The organism is Pseudomonas sp. WS 5146 (genome assembly GCF_012985495.1).
Taxonomy (GTDB): Bacteria; Pseudomonadota; Gammaproteobacteria; order Pseudomonadales; family Pseudomonadaceae; genus Aquipseudomonas; species Aquipseudomonas edaphica.
Map to the genome: position 1 here is coordinate 168848 of NZ_JAAQWL010000009.1, position 17533 is coordinate 186380.

Annotated in this window: 18 protein-coding genes; 14 read left to right on the forward strand and 4 right to left on the reverse strand. The window is 60.3% G+C overall.

Annotated elements, in window-relative coordinates; all coding sequences use genetic code 11:
• Positions 1-10 precede the first annotated feature (10 nt).
• Both HBO41_RS21995 and HBO41_RS22000 read right to left on the reverse strand, forming a co-directional pair.
• Positions 11-919: a MurR/RpiR family transcriptional regulator gene (locus HBO41_RS21995; protein WP_017136418.1), complete on the reverse strand. Its 909-nt coding sequence runs from the start codon at positions 917-919 to the stop codon at positions 11-13.
• Positions 920-1001: 82 nt separating this feature from the next.
• Complete coding sequence (locus tag HBO41_RS22000) at positions 1002-1205, reverse strand: hypothetical protein (protein ID WP_169987715.1); 204 nt, start codon at positions 1203-1205, stop codon at positions 1002-1004.
• On the opposite strand from HBO41_RS22000, the gene iolC reads away from it, so the two are divergent.
• The 14 genes from iolC (at position 1204) to HBO41_RS22070 (ending at position 16928) form a co-directional block, all read left to right on the forward strand.
• Complete coding sequence (gene iolC, locus HBO41_RS22005; protein ID WP_169987717.1) at positions 1204-3141, forward strand: 5-dehydro-2-deoxygluconokinase; 1938 nt, start codon at positions 1204-1206, stop codon at positions 3139-3141. The genes HBO41_RS22000 and iolC overlap by 2 nt on opposite strands.
• A gap of 175 nt (positions 3142-3316) precedes the next feature.
• Positions 3317-4207, forward strand: coding sequence for a myo-inosose-2 dehydratase (iolE, locus tag HBO41_RS22010; protein WP_169987719.1), 891 nt, complete (start codon positions 3317-3319; stop codon positions 4205-4207).
• Complete coding sequence (gene iolB / locus HBO41_RS22015; RefSeq protein ID WP_099550127.1) at positions 4207-4995, forward strand: 5-deoxy-glucuronate isomerase; 789 nt, start codon at positions 4207-4209, stop codon at positions 4993-4995. Before iolE ends, iolB begins: the two co-directional genes overlap by 1 nt.
• 26 nt (positions 4996-5021) lie before the next feature.
• Positions 5022-5843, forward strand: coding sequence for a TIM barrel protein (locus HBO41_RS22020; RefSeq protein ID WP_058421811.1), 822 nt, complete (start codon positions 5022-5024; stop codon positions 5841-5843).
• A gap of 88 nt (positions 5844-5931) precedes the next feature.
• Positions 5932-7863, forward strand: coding sequence for a 3D-(3,5/4)-trihydroxycyclohexane-1,2-dione acylhydrolase (decyclizing) (gene iolD / locus HBO41_RS22025; protein WP_169987721.1), 1932 nt, complete (start codon positions 5932-5934; stop codon positions 7861-7863).
• A gap of 18 nt (positions 7864-7881) precedes the next feature.
• Entirely contained in the window at positions 7882-8892 is a 1011-nt protein-coding gene (locus tag HBO41_RS22030; protein WP_169987723.1) for a Gfo/Idh/MocA family protein, read from the forward strand.
• 93 nt (positions 8893-8985) lie between these two features.
• On the forward strand, positions 8986-10014 hold the full coding sequence (locus tag HBO41_RS22035; protein WP_017136424.1) for a Gfo/Idh/MocA family oxidoreductase: 1029 nt from the start codon (positions 8986-8988) through the stop codon (positions 10012-10014).
• Positions 10015-10141: 127 nt separating this feature from the next.
• Positions 10142-10318 (forward strand): hypothetical protein, encoded by a 177-nt coding sequence (locus tag HBO41_RS22040; protein ID WP_163005443.1) that lies wholly within the window; start codon positions 10142-10144, stop codon positions 10316-10318.
• Between the two features lie 48 nt (positions 10319-10366).
• Positions 10367-11296: a sugar ABC transporter substrate-binding protein gene (locus HBO41_RS22045; protein WP_099550124.1), complete on the forward strand. Its 930-nt coding sequence runs from the start codon at positions 10367-10369 to the stop codon at positions 11294-11296.
• A 63-nt stretch (positions 11297-11359) separates the two neighbouring features.
• Positions 11360-12913 (forward strand): sugar ABC transporter ATP-binding protein, encoded by a 1554-nt coding sequence (locus HBO41_RS22050; RefSeq protein ID WP_169987725.1) that lies wholly within the window; start codon positions 11360-11362, stop codon positions 12911-12913.
• Positions 12914-12944: 31 nt separating this feature from the next.
• Positions 12945-13967: an ABC transporter permease gene (locus HBO41_RS22055; RefSeq protein ID WP_026013640.1), complete on the forward strand. Its 1023-nt coding sequence runs from the start codon at positions 12945-12947 to the stop codon at positions 13965-13967.
• 461 nt (positions 13968-14428) lie between these two features.
• Positions 14429-14833 (forward strand): TraR/DksA C4-type zinc finger protein, encoded by a 405-nt coding sequence (locus HBO41_RS22060; protein ID WP_003191666.1) that lies wholly within the window; start codon positions 14429-14431, stop codon positions 14831-14833.
• 544 nt (positions 14834-15377) lie between these two features.
• Entirely contained in the window at positions 15378-16610 is a 1233-nt protein-coding gene (locus HBO41_RS22065) for a methyl-accepting chemotaxis protein (protein WP_370589445.1), read from the forward strand.
• Positions 16611-16724: 114 nt separating this feature from the next.
• Positions 16725-16928 carry a hypothetical protein gene (locus tag HBO41_RS22070; RefSeq protein WP_017136429.1) on the forward strand — a complete coding sequence of 68 codons (204 nt, stop codon included), beginning with the start codon at positions 16725-16727 and terminating at the stop codon, positions 16926-16928.
• A gap of 6 nt (positions 16929-16934) precedes the next feature.
• Here HBO41_RS22070 and HBO41_RS22075 read toward each other — a convergent pair whose 3' ends face one another.
• On the reverse strand, positions 16935-17171 hold the full coding sequence (locus HBO41_RS22075; RefSeq protein ID WP_017136430.1) for a DUF2789 domain-containing protein: 237 nt from the start codon (positions 17169-17171) through the stop codon (positions 16935-16937).
• 77 nt (positions 17172-17248) lie between these two features.
• Entirely contained in the window at positions 17249-17479 is a 231-nt protein-coding gene (locus HBO41_RS22080) for a hypothetical protein (RefSeq protein WP_026013642.1), read from the reverse strand.
• Between the last annotated feature and the right edge of the window lie 54 nt (positions 17480-17533).

A 17533-nucleotide genomic window follows, 5' to 3' on the forward strand; every position in this document is an offset into this window, starting at 1 on the left:
TATCGGCACGTCAGTCGTCAAACCCGACCTGTTCATGAATCTCATCCACCTTCAATTCCAACCGATACGCCACGGCAATAAACAACGCCTGGCACAGGCACAACGTGGCGCTCAAGGAGCGGAAGGCAAACGACGAACCCTCATTCACCAACAACACCGCGTTCGCCCGTTTGGCCAGGGGCGACAGGTTGCTGTCGGTGATGATCAAGGTCTTGGCCTGATGATGCTGGGCGATGCGCAGGCAATGCTGGGTCTCTTTGCCGTAGGGCGTAAAGCTGATCGCAATCACCAGGTCGTTGGCCCGCACGCTGCGCATCTGTTCGCGATAACTGCCGCCCAGGCCCGAGATCAGGTGGATGCGCTTGTTGGTGTGCTGCAGGTTGTAGACCAGGTAATCGGCCACGGCAAACGAGCGGCGCACGCCGACCACGTAGATATTGTCGGCGTTGACCACCAGGTCCACCGCCTTCTCAAACGCCACATCATCCAGTTCCAGCCCCAGGCGCTCGATGCCGGAGAGGGTGGCATTCACGCACTCACGCGCCAGGTCGCCGCCGCTGGCCTTCTGCGACTTGTTGGCGATCATGCTGCGGATGCGCTGCTGGTAGTTTTGCACCGGCGTGGTTTTGTGGGTGTAGGCCTCGCGAAACAGCGCCTGCATCTCGCTGAACCCACTGAAACCGAAGCGCTGGGAAAACCGCACGATGGCCGAAGGGTGTACTTCGCATTCGCGGGCGATGTCGCTGATGCGGTCGACCATGATGCGGTCGCTCTGCTGGCTCATGTAGCTGGCAATGCGTTTGAGCTGGCGCGGCAGGCTTTCGTATTCGTCCGTGATCAGCTGCAACAGGCGTTCGGCATTGATCGGAGGGCTGGCGATCGTATCTTCCAGGGTGGTCTCGGGATCGGTGCGGGACATGGGCAATCCTTCTGGCGTGTTCGTCTGATGCGCTGATGGGTGACGCAAGTCTACAGGGTAGGCGCAAAAAAATACCTCGGCATCACGGCGTCCGTGGGCTGCTGAAACGATGCACGGCGGCTGGCATGCCATTATGCTGGCTTATTGGAAAAAATATTCCACAAAAAATAATTATGGAATAAATATTGATTGCCGCCGCTGGACGTTCTAGTCTGCTTGCACCAAGAGCGTGTGCCGTCACCACGGCGGCACCACGCAGGCTGATAAAAATAACAGGAGCCAGCATGGGCCAGACTCGTTTTGCCAGTGGGCGTCAATTGGATCTGATTTGCCTCGGGCGCCTGGGCGTCGACCTCTATGCACAGCAAGTCGGTGCGCGGCTTGAGGACGTGTCCAGCTTTGCCAAGTACCTCGGCGGTTCCTCCGCCAACATCGCCTTCGGCACGGCGCGGCTGGGCCTCAAGTCGGCGATGTTGAGCCGCGTGGGCGATGACCATATGGGCCGGTTCCTGCTCGAGTCCCTGGCCCGTGAAGGCTGCGACGTGAGCGGTATCAAGGTCGACCCGGAGCGCCTCACGGCCCTGGTATTGCTGGGGCTTAAAGACCGTGAAACCTTCCCGCTGGTGTTCTACCGCGAAAACTGCGCCGACATGGCACTGCGCGCCGAAGACATCAGCGAAGCCTTTATCGCCTCCAGCAAAGCCTTGCTGATCACCGGCACACATTTCTCCACCGATGGTGTGTACAAGGCCAGCATCCAGGCGCTGGATTACGCCGCCAAGCACAACGTCAAGCGTGTGCTGGATATCGACTATCGCCCGGTGCTGTGGGGCCTGGCGGGCAAGGCGGATGGCGAAACGCGGTTTGTCGCCGACCAGAACGTCAGCCAGCATGTGCAGAGCATCCTGCCGCGTTTCGACCTGATCGTCGGCACGGAAGAAGAGTTCTTGATCGCCGGTGGCAGTGAAGACCTGCTGACCGCGCTGCGCACCGTGCGTGAACTAACCCCGGCGACCCTGGTGGTCAAGCTCGGCCCGCAAGGTTGCACGGTGATTCACGGCGTCGTCCCGGCGCGCCTGGAAGACGGCGCGATTTACCCCGGCGTGCGGGTTGAAGTGCTCAATGTACTGGGTGCTGGTGACGCCTTCATGTCCGGCTTCCTCAGCGGCTGGCTCAATGACGCCAGCGATGAGCGTTGCAGCCAGTTGGCCAACGCCTGCGGCGGCCTGGTCGTGTCCCGCCACGCTTGCGCGCCGGCCATGCCCACGCCCGCCGAACTGGATTACCTGTTCAACAGCCCGGTGCCCATCACCCGGCCGGACCAGGACGTAACCCTGCAACGCCTGCACCGCGTCACGGTGCCACGCAAAACCTGGAAGCAGCTGTTTGTGTTTGCCTTCGACCATCGCTGGCAACTGGTGGACCTGGCGCAAAAAGGTGGTCAGGACCTGAGCCGTATCAGTGATATCAAGCAGCTGTTTATCCAGGCCATCGAACGTGTGGAAACCAAGCTGGCGCAGCAGGGCATCGACGCCGATGTGGGCCTGCTGGCCGACCAGCGCTTCGGCCAGGACGCATTGAATGCCGCCAGCGGCCGTGGCTGGTGGATCGCCCGCCCGGTGGAGGTGCAGAACTCACGGCCACTGGCGTTTGAACACGGCCGCTCGGTGGGCAGCAACCTGATTGCCTGGCCCCAGGAGCAAATCATCAAGTGCCTGGTGCAGTTCCACCCGGACGACGAGCCGATGCTGCGCCTGGAGCAGGAGGCGCAACTCAAGGCGGTGTACGAGGCGTCCCTGGTCAGCGGCCATGAACTGCTGCTGGAAGTCGTGCCGCCCAAGGATCACCCGTCGACCTATCCCGATGTGCTCTATCGCAGCCTCAAGCGCCTGTACAACCTGGGCATATATCCTGCGTGGTGGAAGATCGAGGCGCAGTCGGCTGAAGACTGGAAAAAGCTCGACGAACTGATCCACGAGCGTGACCCGTACTGCCGTGGTGTGGTGCTGCTGGGCTTGAATGCTTCGGCGCAGTTTCTGGCCGATGGCTTTCAGCAAGCCAGCCAAAGCACCACCTGCCGTGGGTTCGCGGTGGGCCGCACAATCTTCCAGGAGCCAAGCCGTGCGTGGATGGCGGGGGAGATTGATGATGAAGGGTTGATTGAGCAGGTGCAGCAGACGTTCGAGCAGCTCATCAATGCCTGGCGCAGTTCCAGAAATTAAACACGGTCAAATGTGGGAGCCGCTTGTGTGGGAGCCGGGCTTGCCCGCGATGGTATCGCCTCGGTCTAGCAAAGAAACCGAGGTGATGCCATCGCAGGCAAGCCAGCTCCCACACAAGCCAGCTCCCACATAAAGCAGATCTCAGTGCTATCTGAAAACAATAAAAGGTGCAGCCATGCCCGCAATCCGAATTGGCATCAACCCGATCTCCTGGAGCAACGACGACCTGCCGGCCCTCGGCGGTGAAACGCCGCTGAGCACCGCGCTCAGCGAAGGCAAGGAGATCGGCTACGAAGGTTTCGAACTCAACGGCAAGTTCCCCAAGGACGCCAAATGCGTTGGTGATGTGCTGCGCCCCTATGACCTGGCGCTGGTCTCCGGCTGGTACTCCAGCCGCCTGGCGCGCCGTTCGGTGGCCGAAGAAATCCAAGCCATCGCCGGCCATGTCGAGCTGCTTAAACTCAATGGCGCTGACGTGCTGGTATACGGCGAAGTCGCTGACTCGATCCAGGGCTCGAAGGTGCGCCTGATCGAACGCCCGCGTTTTCACAGCGAGCACGCATGGCAGGAATACGCCGACAAGCTCACGGAGCTGGCGCGTTTCACCCTGTCCCAAGGCGTGCGCCTGGCGTATCACCACCATATGGGCGCCTACGTCGAATCCCCTGAAGACATTGACCAGCTGATGAAACGAACAGGCCCGGAAGTCGGCCTGCTGTTCGATTCGGGCCATTGCTACATGGGTGGCGGCGAACCCCTCGAGGTCCTGCGCAAACACATCGACCGCGTCTGCCACGTGCATTTCAAGGACGTGCGCAAGCCGGTGGTGCAACTGGCGCGCAACCAGATGTGGAGCTTCCCTGACTGCATCGTCAACGGCACGTTCACCGTGCCCGGCGATGGCGACATCGATTTTGCCGAGTTGCTCGATGTGCTGCTGGCTGCCCACTACAAGGGCTGGCTGGTGGTCGAAGCGGAGCAGGATCCGGCCGTGGCGCCCAGCTATATCTATGCCAAAAAAGGCTACGACACCTTGCGTGCGCTGCTCAACGAGAGGACTAAGTGATGAGCTTGTTGGTCAAAAGCAGCAAACGCGGGCAAACCATGGTGGCCCTCGAAGACGGGCGCCTGGAGTACGTGGGTTTTGCCGCGTATCGCTTGAGCCTGGGCGAAACCCTGCCGGTCAGCGCCGGCGATAAAGAGCTGTGCCTGGTGCTGCTCAGCGGGCGCGTCAATATAGAAGGCGAAGGCTTCAATTGGCAGAACCTTGGCGACCGCCAGTCGGTGTTCGAAGACAAATCCCCCTTCGCCGCGTACCTGCCGCCCGGCACCGATGCGCAGATTACCGCCTTGAGCGACGTGCAGATTGCCGTCTGTGCCGCGCCCGGCGCGCCTGGCTTTGAACCGCGCCTGATTCGCCCCGAGCAGTGCAAGCGCAGCGTGCGCGGCAAAGGCGCCAACACCCGCTACGTGTGCGACATCCTGCCTGACAGCGAGCCGGCCCATTCGCTGCTGGTGGTGGAAGTACGCACGCCGTCCGGGCACTCGTCGAGCTACCCGCCGCACAAGCACGACACCGACGACCTGCCGCACCAGAGCTTTCTGGAAGAAACCTATTACCACCAGATCAACCCGCCGCAAGGCTTTGTGTTCCAGCGCGTGTACACCGACGATCGCAGCATCGACCAGGCCATGGCCGTGGAGAACAGCGACCTGGTGGTGGTGCCCAAGGGGTATCACCCGGTCAGCGTGCCGTATGGCTACGAATCGTATTACCTCAACGTGATGGCCGGGCCAAAACGCGCCTGGCATTTCCATAACGACCCGCAGCACAGCTGGCTGCTGGACCTTTAAACGGTTTTGGACGGAGAACAACAACAATGAAGTCGCCGCTACGTTTTGCCCTTAACCGCATGGTCGCCCCCAACCTGTCCCTGCCGGACTTTATCCAGCTGGCCGCGGCCCTCAAGTGCGATGCCATCGAGATTCGCAACGACCTTAAAGGCCATGAAATCGAATACGGCACCCCGGCCAGCCGCGTGCGTGAATTGTGCGCGGTGCAGGGCATCACGGTGCTGTCGATCAATGCGCTGTACCCCTTTGATGTGTGGAATGACGAGCGCCGGGCCCAGGCCATCAAGCTCGCCACTTACGCCCGTGAATGCGGCGCGCAGGGCCTGGTGATGTGCCCGTTGAATGAGCGCGGCGATACGCGCAACGAAGCCCAGCGTGCCGCCGGTTTGCGCACGGCGCTGAGCGAGCTGGCGCCGATATTGCGCGAGTACGGCATCCTCGGGTTTATCGAGCCGCTGGGCTTTGAAGAATGTGCCCTGCGCCGCAAGCGCGTGGCGGTGGACGCGATTCAGTCGATTGGCGGCCTGGATGTGTTCCGCCTGGTGCATGACACCTTCCACCACCACCTGGCGAGCGAGCAGGAGTTCTTCCCGCAACTGACCGGCCTGGTGCATATCTCCGGGGTAGAAGACGCCGAAGCGCCGCTCAATTCGATTCGTGACGGCCACCGCGTGCTGGTGGGCGAGGGCGATATCCTCGGCAACGCCGCGCAGATCGACACCTTGCTCAGCAGCGGGTACGGCGGTTACCTGTCGTTTGAGCCGTTTGCCGAAAGCGTGCATGGGTTGGCGGATATCCAGCAGGCCATTGGGGCCAGTATCGCCCACCTGCAAAACCCCCGAACCTGACGCCGGTTAACCTGTGGGAGCAAGCCAGCCAGCTCCCACATTGAAGCAGTGTTAATCAACCCAATTGCATTCACACAAGGTGCAAGTGATGACCACAACAAGACTGACCATGGCTCAGGCCCTGGTGAAGTTCCTGGATAACCAATACATCGAAGTCGATGGCGTGCAGAGCAAGTTTGTCGCCGGTGTGTTCACGATTTTCGGCCACGGCAATGTGCTGGGCCTGGGCCAGGCGCTGGAGCAGGACAGCGGCGACCTGGTGGTGCATCAGGGTCGTAACGAGCAGGGCATGGCCCATGCCGCCATCGGTTTCGCCAAGCAGCATTTGCGTCGCAAGATCTACGCATGCACCGCCTCGGTAGGCCCCGGCGCGGCGAATATGCTCACCGCGGCGGCGACCGCCACGGCCAACCGGATCCCGCTGCTGCTGTTGCCCGGTGATGTGTACGCCAGCCGCCAGCCGGACCCGGTGTTGCAACAGATCGAGCAATTCCACGACCTGAGCATCAGCACCAACGATGCCTTCCGCTCGGTGAGCAAATACTGGGACCGTATCAACCGCCCTGAGCAACTGATGACGGCGGCGATCCATGCCATGCGCGTGCTCACAGACCCTGCGGAAACCGGCGCCGTGACCCTGGCGCTGCCGCAGGATGTGCAGGCCGAAGCCTGGGACTACCCGGATTATTTCCTGCAAAAACGCGTGCACCGTATTGAGCGGCGTCCGGCCACTGCGGCAATGATCGGCGATGCGCTGGCAGCCTTCCGGGGCAAGCGCAAGCCGCTGATCATCTGTGGCGGCGGTGTGAAGTATTCCGGCGCGAATGCGGCCCTGCAAGCGTTTGCCGAGCGTTTTGAGATTCCCTTCGCCGAAACCCAGGCGGGCAAGAGTGCGGTGGTGTCCAGCCACCCGCTGAACCTGGGTGGCATCGGTGAAACCGGCTGTCTGGCGGCGAACCTGTTGGCGCCCGAGGCGGACCTGATCATCGGCATCGGCACGCGTTATACCGATTTCACCACCTCGTCCAAGTCGCTGTTCAAGCATGCCGAGGTGAAGTTTCTTAACCTCAATATCAGCCCGTGCGACGCGTTGAAGCTTGACGGCGTGCAAGTGCTGGCCGATGCGCAAGTGGCCCTTGAGGCGTTGGCTGACGCCTTGGGCGACTACCGCGCCGGCTGGGGCGAGCAGGTCCGCGATGCCAAGGCGCAGTTGGACGCGGAAGTGGAACGCGTGCACCAGGTGCAATACCACGGCGACGATTTTGTGCCGGAGGTGGATGACCACCTGGACCGCGCCGTATTGCGCGAATTTATCGAGCTGACCGGGTCGTGCCTGACCCAGAGCCGTGTACTCGGCGTGTTGAACGACACCCTGGCAGACGATGCGATCATCGTCGCCGCCGCCGGCAGCCTGCCCGGCGACTTGCAACGCGCCTGGCGCAGCAAGGGCGTCAACACCTACCACGTCGAATACGGCTATTCATGCATGGGCTACGAGATCAACGCCGCCCTCGGTGTGAAGCTGGCCGAGCCGAGCAAGGAGGTGTATGCGCTGGTCGGCGATGGCTCTTACATGATGCTGCACTCGGAGCTGGCCACCTCGATCCAGGAGCGGCGCAAGATCAACGTGGTGCTGCTCGACAACATGGCCTTCGGCTGCATCAACAACCTGCAAATCGGCAACGGCATGGACAGCTTCGGCACCGAGTTCCGCTTTCGTAACCCCGAAAGCGGCAAGCTCGACGGCGGCCTAGTGCCGGTGGATTTCGCCATGAGCGCGGCGGCCTATGGCTGCAAGACCTACAAGGTCAGCAGCGTGGAACAGCTTCAGGCGGCGCTGGCCGATGCGCGCACGCAAACGGTGTCCACGCTGATTGATATCAAGGTACTGCCCAAAACCATGGTCCACGGCTACCTGTCGTGGTGGCGGGTGGGCGTGGCGCAAGTGTCCACCAGTGAACGCACGAATGCCGCCGCGAAAAAACTCAACGAACAGCTGGCCAAGGCCCGGCAGTACTAATAACAAGAGGAGTTGTGTATGTCGTTAAAGCTTGGAGTGATTGGCACCGGCGCTATCGGCCGTGACCATATCCGTCGTTGCAGCCAGACCTTGCTCAATAGCCAGGTGGTGGCGGTAACCGACATCAACCTTGAGCAAGCCGCGAAGGTCGTCGCTGATTTGAAGCTTGCCGCCGAGGTCTACGCCGATGGCCATGCGCTGATCAACTCGCCACAGGTCGAAGCCATTCTCGTCACGTCCTGGGGGCCGAGCCACGAAGAGTTCGTGCTGGCCGCCATCGCCGCCGGCAAGCCGGTGTTTTGCGAAAAACCGTTGGCGGTGACGGCGCAAGGCTGCCGCAAGATCGTCGACGCCGAAGTGGCCTACGGCAAGCGCCTGGTGCAAGTGGGCTTTATGCGCCCGTATGACGAAGGTTATCGCGCCCTCAAGGCCGTGATCGACAGCGGCCAGATCGGCGAGCCGCTGATGCTGCATTGCGCACACCGCAACCCGACGGTGGGCGAGAACTACAAGACGGATATGGCGATCACTGACACCTTGATCCACGAGCTGGATGTGCTGCGTTGGTTGCTCAATGATGACTATGTGTCGGTGCAGGTGGTGTTCCCGCGCAAGTCGAGCAAAGCCCTGGCCCACCTGCGCGACCCGCAGATCGTGCTGTTGGAAACCGCCAAGGGCACGCGCATCGACGTGGAAGTGTTCGTGAACTGCCAGTACGGCTACGACATCCAGTGTGAAGTGGTGGGGGAGACCGGCATCGCCAAACTGCCGGAGCCTTCGCAGGTGCAAATGCGCAGTGGCGCGAAGCTGTCGAATGCCATTTTGATGGACTGGAAGGACCGCTTTATCGGAGCTTACGACGTGGAATTGCAGGCGTTTATCGACAGCGTGCGTGCGGGCCAAATCGGCGGGCCGTCGGCCTGGGACGGTTTTGCAGCGGCGGTGGCGGCGGATGCATGCATCGAGGCGCAGAACAGTGAGCAGATCGTGAAGGTGAGCTTGCCGGAGCGTCCGCACTTTTACGGCTAATCACAATCTGCCAGGTGGAATGCAGTCAGTGTGGGAGCTGGCTTGCCTGCTCCCACACTTGATTGGGTTTGCAATTCAACAAGGAAACAACTTATGCGAATCGGACTAGTCGGCTACGGCCACGGAGGGCGTTTCTTTCATGCACCGCTGATTGCAACCTTGCCCGGTGCGACCTTTGTTGGCGTGGTGACCCGTTCAGCGGAGCGCCGCCAACAGTTGAACGCCGACCTTCCGGGCGTAAAGGCCTTTGACAGCATCGGCCAGATCGTCGAGGCCGGTGTCGACGCGCTGGTGATCTCCACCACCCTCAAAGGCCGCCCGGCGCTGGTGCTGGAAGCCATCGAGCACGGCGTGGCGGTGGTCAGCGACAAACCCTTCGCCAGCAACGCCGAACAGGCCCAGGCGCTGATCACCGCCGCCGAGCGCCAGGGCTCGCTGCTCAGCGTCTACCAGAACCGGCGCTGGGATTCGGATTACCTGACCCTGCGCAAGCTGATCGACGCCGGTGCCTTGGGTGAGATCACACGCTTTGAATCCCGCGTCGAACGCTACAGCCCGCAAGCGGTGGGCAATGCCAGTGGCGGCGGCTGGCTGCGTGACCTGGGCAGCCATCTAGTGGACCAGGCGTTGCAATTGTTCGGCCCGGTGGACCGGGTGTTTGCGCAATTGCAGTTCACGCCGCAACACCCCACCCTTGATCACGGTTTTTTCGTCTCCCTGACCCACACCAATGGCGTGATTTCGCACCTGTGGGGCAGCGCCCTGCAAAACAGCCAGGCACCGCGTTTTCGGGTCAGTGGCACCCTGGGTTGTTACACCGTCGATGGGCTGGACGGCCAGGAAGACGCGCTGATGGCCGGCAAGTCGCCAAAAACCGAAGGCGAGCACTGGGGTGCCGAGGAGCATCGACGCTGGGGTTGGTTCGAGCAAGGCGAGGATCGCGAGCGGGTGCCGTCCGAGAAGGGCTGCTGGACGCAGTTCTATCGCCAGTTGCAACTGGCCGTGCAAGGGCAGGGGCCATTGCCGGTAAGCGCCTATGACGCGCTGGAAACCACCCGTATATTGGACGCCGCACGCCTCAGCGCCGAGCGCCAGCAGGTGGTTTCGACAAAAATAGAATAAAATTCTAAAACATGTTGATATGGAAATTATTTTCTAATACAGTCTTTTCCAGGTTGCATAAAGTACGTTCGAACTCGATTCGCGCGGCTCAACAAAAACAAGATCAAAAACAACCAGGTACCGTCAGATGAAAATCTTCAACGCTGTACTGCGAGTTTTACGCCCTGCCTCAGCGCCACGCGGTCTGCCCCGCGCCCGGCCGTTTTACTTCTCCTTCCTTAATGTGCTGTGTGTCGAAAACCACGGCGCGCTGGTCTGCTGCATCCCGGGGGCACCGGTGGTTCGATTGCCCGCCGAGCGCTGATAAACGCAACGTCCAAAAAACCAACAAGAAAGTGGAGACAGACCGTTCATGAAGACCCCGATCCGTTTTACCGCGCTGGCCCTGTCCATGTTGCTGGCCAGTGGTGTTGCCTCGGCCGCCGACCTGAAGATTGGCGTGACCATGTCCGCCTTTGATGACACCTTCCTGACCTACCTGCGTGAAGACATGGACAAGCAAGCCAAGTCCTATCCCAAGGGCGATGGTGTGCAATTGCAGTTTGAAGACGCTCGGGCCGATGTGGTCAAGCAACTGAGCCAGGTCGAGAACTTCATCAGCCAGAAGGTCGACGCGATTATCGTCAACCCGGTGGACACCGCCTCGACCGCCAACATCATCAAGGCCGCCACCGCTGCGAAAATCCCGCTGGTGTTCGTCAACCGCCGCCCGGATAGCCCAACCCTGGCCCCAGGCGTGGCAGCGGTGGTGTCCGATGACGTCGAGGCCGGCAAACTGCAAATGCAATACATCGCCGACAAACTCGGCGGCAAGGGCAACATTGTGATTCTGTTGGGCGACCTGGCGAACAACTCCACCACTAACCGTACCAAGGGCGTGAAGGAAGTCCTGACCAAGTACCCCGGCATCAAGATCGAACAGGAACAGACCGGTATCTGGTTGCGTGACAAGGGCATGACCCTGGTTAACGACTGGCTGACCCAGGGTCGCGATTTTGACGCGGTACTGGCCAACAATGACGAGATGGCCATTGGTGCATCCATGGCGCTGAAGTCGGCAGGCAAAAAAGGCGTGTTGATCGCCGGTGTCGACGGCACGCCGGACGGCCTTAATGCGATCACCAAGGGCGACATGACCGTGTCGGCCTTCCAGGATGCCAAGGGCCAGGCCGACAAGTCGGTGGAGACTGCGCGCAAGATGGCTAAAAACGAGCCCATCGAGCAGAACGTGGTGATCCCGTTCAAGCTGATCACGCCGGATAACGTCAAAGACTTCAAGTAGCCCTTCATAACAACAATAAGCAAGCAGGGCGGCCACGGTCGCTCTGCTGATGGAGTACCCGATATGCTTGCTCAAGCCACTGTCTCGCAGCCTCCCGGTCTCCAGCCCGCGCTGCTGGAAGAACCCTACCTGCTGGAAATCGTCAACATCAGCAAAGGCTTTCCCGGCGTTGTGGCCCTGGCCGATGTGCAACTGCGCGTGCGCCCAGGCTCGGTACTGGCGCTGATGGGCGAGAACGGTGCGGGCAAGTCGACGTTGATGAAAATCATCGCCGGCATCTACCAGCCCGACGCCGGGGAAATTCGTCTGCGCGGCAAGCCGATTGTGTTTGAAACACCGCTGGCGGCGCAGAAGGCCGGGATCGCGATGATCCACCAGGAACTCAACCTGATGCCACACATGAGCATCGCCGAGAATATCTGGATCGGCCGCGAGCAGCTCAATAGCCTGCACATGGTCAACCACCGCGAAATGCACCGCTGCACCGCCGAGTTACTGGCCCGTTTGCGTATCAACCTGGACCCGGAAGAACAGGTCGGCAACCTGAGCATCGCCGAGCGGCAGATGGTCGAGATTGCCAAGGCGGTGTCCTATGACTCCGACATCCTGATCATGGATGAACCGACTTCAGCCATTACCGAAAAGGAAGTGGCCCACCTATTTTCGATCATTGCCGACCTCAAGTCCCAGGGTAAAGGCATCGTCTACATCACGCACAAAATGAACGAAGTGTTTGCCATCGCCGATGAAGTGGCGGTGTTTCGTGACGGCCAGTACATCGGCCTGCAGCGCGCCGACAGCATGAACAGCGACAGCCTGATCTCGATGATGGTCGGCCGCGAGCTGAGCCAGTTGTTCCCGGTGCGCGAGACACCCATCGGCGACTTGCTGCTGTCGGTGCGCGACTTGAGCCTGGACGGCGTGTTCAAGGACGTGTCGTTCGACCTGCATGCCGGTGAAATTCTCGGCATCGCCGGGCTGATGGGCTCGGGGCGCACCAACGTGGCAGAGACCATTTTCGGCATCACTCCAAGTTCCAGCGGCCAGATCACCCTTGACGGCAAAGCGGTGCGCATCACCGACCCGCACATGGCTATCGAGAAAGGCTTTGCGCTGTTGACCGAGGACCGCAAGCTCAGTGGCCTGTTCCCGTGCCTGTCGGTGCTGGAGAACATGGAGATGGCGGTGCTGCCGCATTACTCGGGTAACGGCTTTATCCAGCAAAAAGCCCTGCGCGTGCTGTGCGAAGACATGTGCAAGAAGCTGCGGGTGAAAACCCCGTCACTGGAGCAGTGCATCGACACTCTGTCCGGCGGCAACCAGCAAAAAGCCCTGTTGGCGCGCTGGTTGATGACCAACCCGCGCTTGCTGATCCTCGATGAGCCGACCCGTGGCATTGACGTTGGCGCCAAGGCCGAGATCTATCGCTTGATTTCCTTCCTCGCCAGCGAAGGCATGGCGGTGATCATGATTTCCTCCGAACTGCCGGAAGTGCTGGGCATGAGCGACCGGGTGATGGTGATGCATGAAGGCGAACTGATGGGCACCCTGGATCGCGCCGACGCGACCCAGGAAAAAGTCATGCAGCTGGCTTCCGGTATGACCGTAGTCCACTGACGAACCGCACAGAATAAGAAGGTAATTGGCTATGAACGCAATAACAGACAACAAGCCTGCCACGGCACCGGTCAAGCACCGTCGGCGTTTACCCACCGAGCTGAGTATCTTCCTGGTGTTGATCGGCATCGGCCTGGTGTTTGAGCTATTCGGCTGGATCGTGCGCGACCAGAGCTTCCTGATGAACTCCCAGCGCCTGGTGCTGATGATTCTGCAAGTGTCGATCATCGGCCTGCTGGCGATTGGCGTGACGCAGGTGATCATCACCACCGGTATCGATCTGTCTTCAGGCTCGGTGTTGGCGTTATCGGCGATGATTGCCGCCAGTTTGGCGCAAACCTCGGATTTTTCCCGGGCAGTGTTTCCCAGCCTGACCGACTTACCGGTGTGGATTCCGGTGGCGATGGGCCTGGGTGTGGGGCTGCTGGCGGGGGCAATTAACGGCAGTATCATCGCGGTGACCGGCATTCCGCCGTTTATTGCGACCCTGGGCATGATGGTCTCGGCCCGTGGCCTGGCACGCTACTACACCGAAGGCCAGCCGGTGAGCATGCTCTCGGATTCGTACACCGCCATCGGCCATGGTGCGATGCCGGTGATTATCTTCCTGGTGGTGGCGGTGATCTTCCATATCGCCCTGCGCTACACCAAGTACGGCAAGTACACCTACGCCATCGGCGGCAACATGCAGGCGGCGCGCACCTCGGGCATCAACGTCAAGCGTCACCTGATCATCGTCTACAGCATCGCCGGTCTGCTGGCGGGCCTGGCCGGTGTGGTGGCCTCGGCGCGTGCCGCCACCGGCCAGGCCGGCATGGGCATGTCCTATGAGCTGGATGCGATTGCGGCGGCGGTGATCGGCGGCACCAGCCTGGCGGGCGGAGTAGGGCGCATCACCGGCACCGTGATCGGTGCGCTGATTCTCGGCGTGATGGCCAGCGGGTTTACCTTTGTGGGGGTGGATGCGTATATCCAGGACATCATCAAGGGGCTGATCATTGTGATTGCGGTGGTGATCGACCAGTATCGCAACAAGCGCAAGCTCAAGCGCTGATACCGATTAACGGGCAACACCTATCCAATGTGGGAGCTGGCTTGTTGTGGCGAGCAAGCTTGCTTGCGCTGGGGTGCGAAGCGCCCCTAAAAAGCCTGCTCCAGCCGCGCTGTCGAACGGGAGCAAGCTCCCTCGCCACAGCAAGCCAGCTCCCACAGCGAGTCTTTATCAGACCGTTCTAACCGTTTGTCTTCTATATAGCTCCACAGCACTGAATTTCTTGCTATAAACGCACTCCGATGACCGTTCGCCAAGCCCGTCCTGGTGCCTTTGGGGGTTAATTGGGAAAAAATGCCTGTCTTTTCAGTTGCTGAGCCTTCCAGTCGGCCTTAGACTGCCGCCCCTCGTAAATTGAGTGCCGGGTGGCGCTTGAAATGGACGGCGCCCTTCCGAGGCCTGCGAAGGTCTGCCGGAACGCTCCCTTATTCGCCTTAATGCACGTATTTTTTATAGAGAAATCAATGACAAAGGAAAAGTTGCTGGCCATGCCGGCGGATGACTACATGAATGCCGAACAGCACGCTTTTTTCGAGAAGTTGCTGCAAGACATGAAAGTGGAACACCACGAGCGCATTGAGCAGAACCGCATCGCCATCGAAAGCCTGGACACCCCGGCGGACCCGGCTGACGCTGCCTCTGTGGAAGAAGAGCGCACCTGGCTGGTAAACGCCATCGACCGCGACCAGCGCATGCTGCCGCAGCTTGAGCGTGCCCTGGAACGTATCAAGGAAGATTCTTTTGGCTGGTGCGATGACAGCGGCGAGCCTATCGGCCTCAAGCGCCTGCTGATCAGCCCGACCACCAAATACTGTATCGAAGCGCAAGAGCGTCACGAGCAGATCGACAAGCACCAGCGCCAGGCCTGATGCGCTGAAGTCGGGCATCGCAGCTGTGATGCCCGAAGAAACACCGGTTACGTCCCTGTCTATTGATCTGCTGCAAGCACCCCACGAAAGGCCCATGGATAATGGCCCAATAGTGGCGTTTAATGCAGCAACAATAACGACAAACAGAGGGGTAACGACGATGGCTGGAGACGGATCTCTGATGGGCGCAGCAGCGCCACCGCAAACGGTGGTGCGCGTGCTGCCCGGCTGGCTGACGCCGCTTATGCAGAGCACCGCGCTGGTGCTGGTCCTGCTGGGCCTGTCGTTTGCCGGCTTGCCGCTGTACCTGTGCCTGCCACTGGCCTTGCTGGTGATCTGGCTGCCTGCGCTCAAGGCCCGAGTGCCGCGTGTAGCGCCTGCCCAGGCGATTGATACGCTGGGTGAGCTGACTCGCGATCTTTCCTACACCACCAGTCATAACGCACTTTCCGCTGCCGGCGTGGCCTATTCGGTCAAGCAACTGGCCGCGCGCGTGCAATCGCAATTAGGCGCCGCCAAGCAAATTGTCAGCAGCGCCGAAGTGATGATCGGCACCGAGCAAGTCACCTCTCAACTCAGCCGGCAGGCCTTGGGCGCGGCCAGCCAGGCGCACCAGCGCAGTACTGAAGGGCGCGAAGTGTTGGCTCAATCGATCACTCGCATGCACCAACTGCGCCTGCGCGCCAATGCCAGCCGAGAGTTGATCGAGGCGCTGAGCCAGCGCAGTGAAGAGATTCAGCGCGTGACCCTGGTGATCCAGTCCATTGCCAGCCAGACCAACCTGCTCGCGCTGAACGCCGCCATTGAAGCGGCGCGCGCCGGCGAGCACGGGCGCGGCTTTGCCGTAGTGGCCGATGAAGTGCGTGGCCTGGCCGGGCGTACGGCCACGGCGACGGATGAGGTCGGCGTGATGGTCGCCGATATTCAACAACGCACCGCCCAGGTGGTGGAACAGATTCGCCAACTGTCCGCCGACTTGCACATCGGCGTCGAGCAGGTGGAGCAGGCGGGTGAGCAACTGGAAAATATCGCCAGCCTGGCAGCCGACGTAGAAGGGCAGGTCAATGAGATCGCCCAAGGCACCGACACCAACCGCGCGCAACTCGACAGCCTGTTCCACGCGGTAGAGCAGATGCGCAGCGATTTAACGGTGAGCGACCAGCAGACGCGGCAACTGGCCGAGGTCGCTGTGCAGATGGAAGGACAGGCTGAAACCATCAGTGAGCGCCTGGCTGAAGTCGGGCTGGATGACTATCACCAGCGCATCTACGACCTGGCTCGCGAAGGGGCGAGCCGTATTGGTGAGCAGTTCGAGGCTGACATCGTGCAAAACCGCATCAGCCTGGAAGACTTGTTCGACCGCAGCTACACGCCGATCCCCAACACCCGGCCGAGCAAATACCACACGCGCTTTGATGGCTACACCGACCAAGTGCTGCCGACGATCCAGGAGGCATTGCTGCCGCGCCATGAGGGGCTGGTGTTCGCGATTGCCTGCACACCGCAGGGCTATGTGCCCACACACAACAAGGCGTTCTCCCACGCCCTGACCGGCGATGCACAGGTTGACGCCGTGCAGAACCGTACCAAACGCAAGTTCGACGACCGTACCGGCATTCGTTGTGGCAGCCATCAACAAGCAGTGCTGTTGCAGACCTATACCCGCGATACTGGCGAACTGATGCACGATTTGTCGGTGCCGATCATGGTTAAGGGGCGGCATTGGGGTGGCTTGCGCCTGGGCTATAAACCGGAAGGGGCCAAGGCTGGGCGTTAGGATTGTTACTGTTTATGCAATGGAGCTATTCCGGAGATAGCTTTTTCCACGTGGAATAAAACCGTAGCATGGTCAATATTGTTAGGTAGCTAACTAATGTGGCGGAGAAGCTCCATGCAGAACAAGGTCGATGTCGCCGTGATGATCGGCAGTGGTGTTCCCGAAACCCTGCGTGCGCTGGGCCAGAAAGCCTGTTGGGTGGTGTTGCTCAATGGCGAGCAACGCGGTACGGCATTCGCCAGCCGCAGTGAAGCCGAGGAGTGCAGAGCCGCCTGGCAGGCACTGATGCACCTGGAACAATCAGACAGCCTGCATTGAGGCGTGTTATTTAGACTGGTGCAGGCGCTGGTTCAGCTCATCCACCGGTATTGCCCATTCGGCGTCTTCGCGCAGTTCTTCTTTAAGAAACGCCGCTTGTTGCGCAGACCAGAAGGGTGCGTCGATCAGCTTCACGTCTTCAGGTAGCGGATGCGCGACGATAAAAGCATCGATGGCTTCAGGTGTTGAATCCAGACCGAGTTGATCAAACAGGGTTTCCAGCGTTGGGATTGGCGCGTCCATGGTGGGTTCTCCATGCAAGGTGAGGGATGTTGTGCATGTGAGGCCGGGGACGCGACAGAGTTCAGGATTTGCACAGGTCAGGAATTGAGTGCACCTGAATCCACCGCGGATTTCAGCGCCCTGGCGGCATCTTTGCCGGCAATGGCCGCAGCGTCGACGGTTTTGAACCAACGATCTTTTTCTACCTGATGCGTGGTGACCGTGGTCAGCGGTGGTTTGGCCCGCATAATGATCACCGCTTGAAACTCGCCATCTACTTCTCGCGCATCGCCATGGATGAAAAATTCGCCAATATCAAATTCCGTCACGTATAGCCTTCCCTTCAAGTTAACTGCATCAAGGTCACTGCACTGATGAACGCC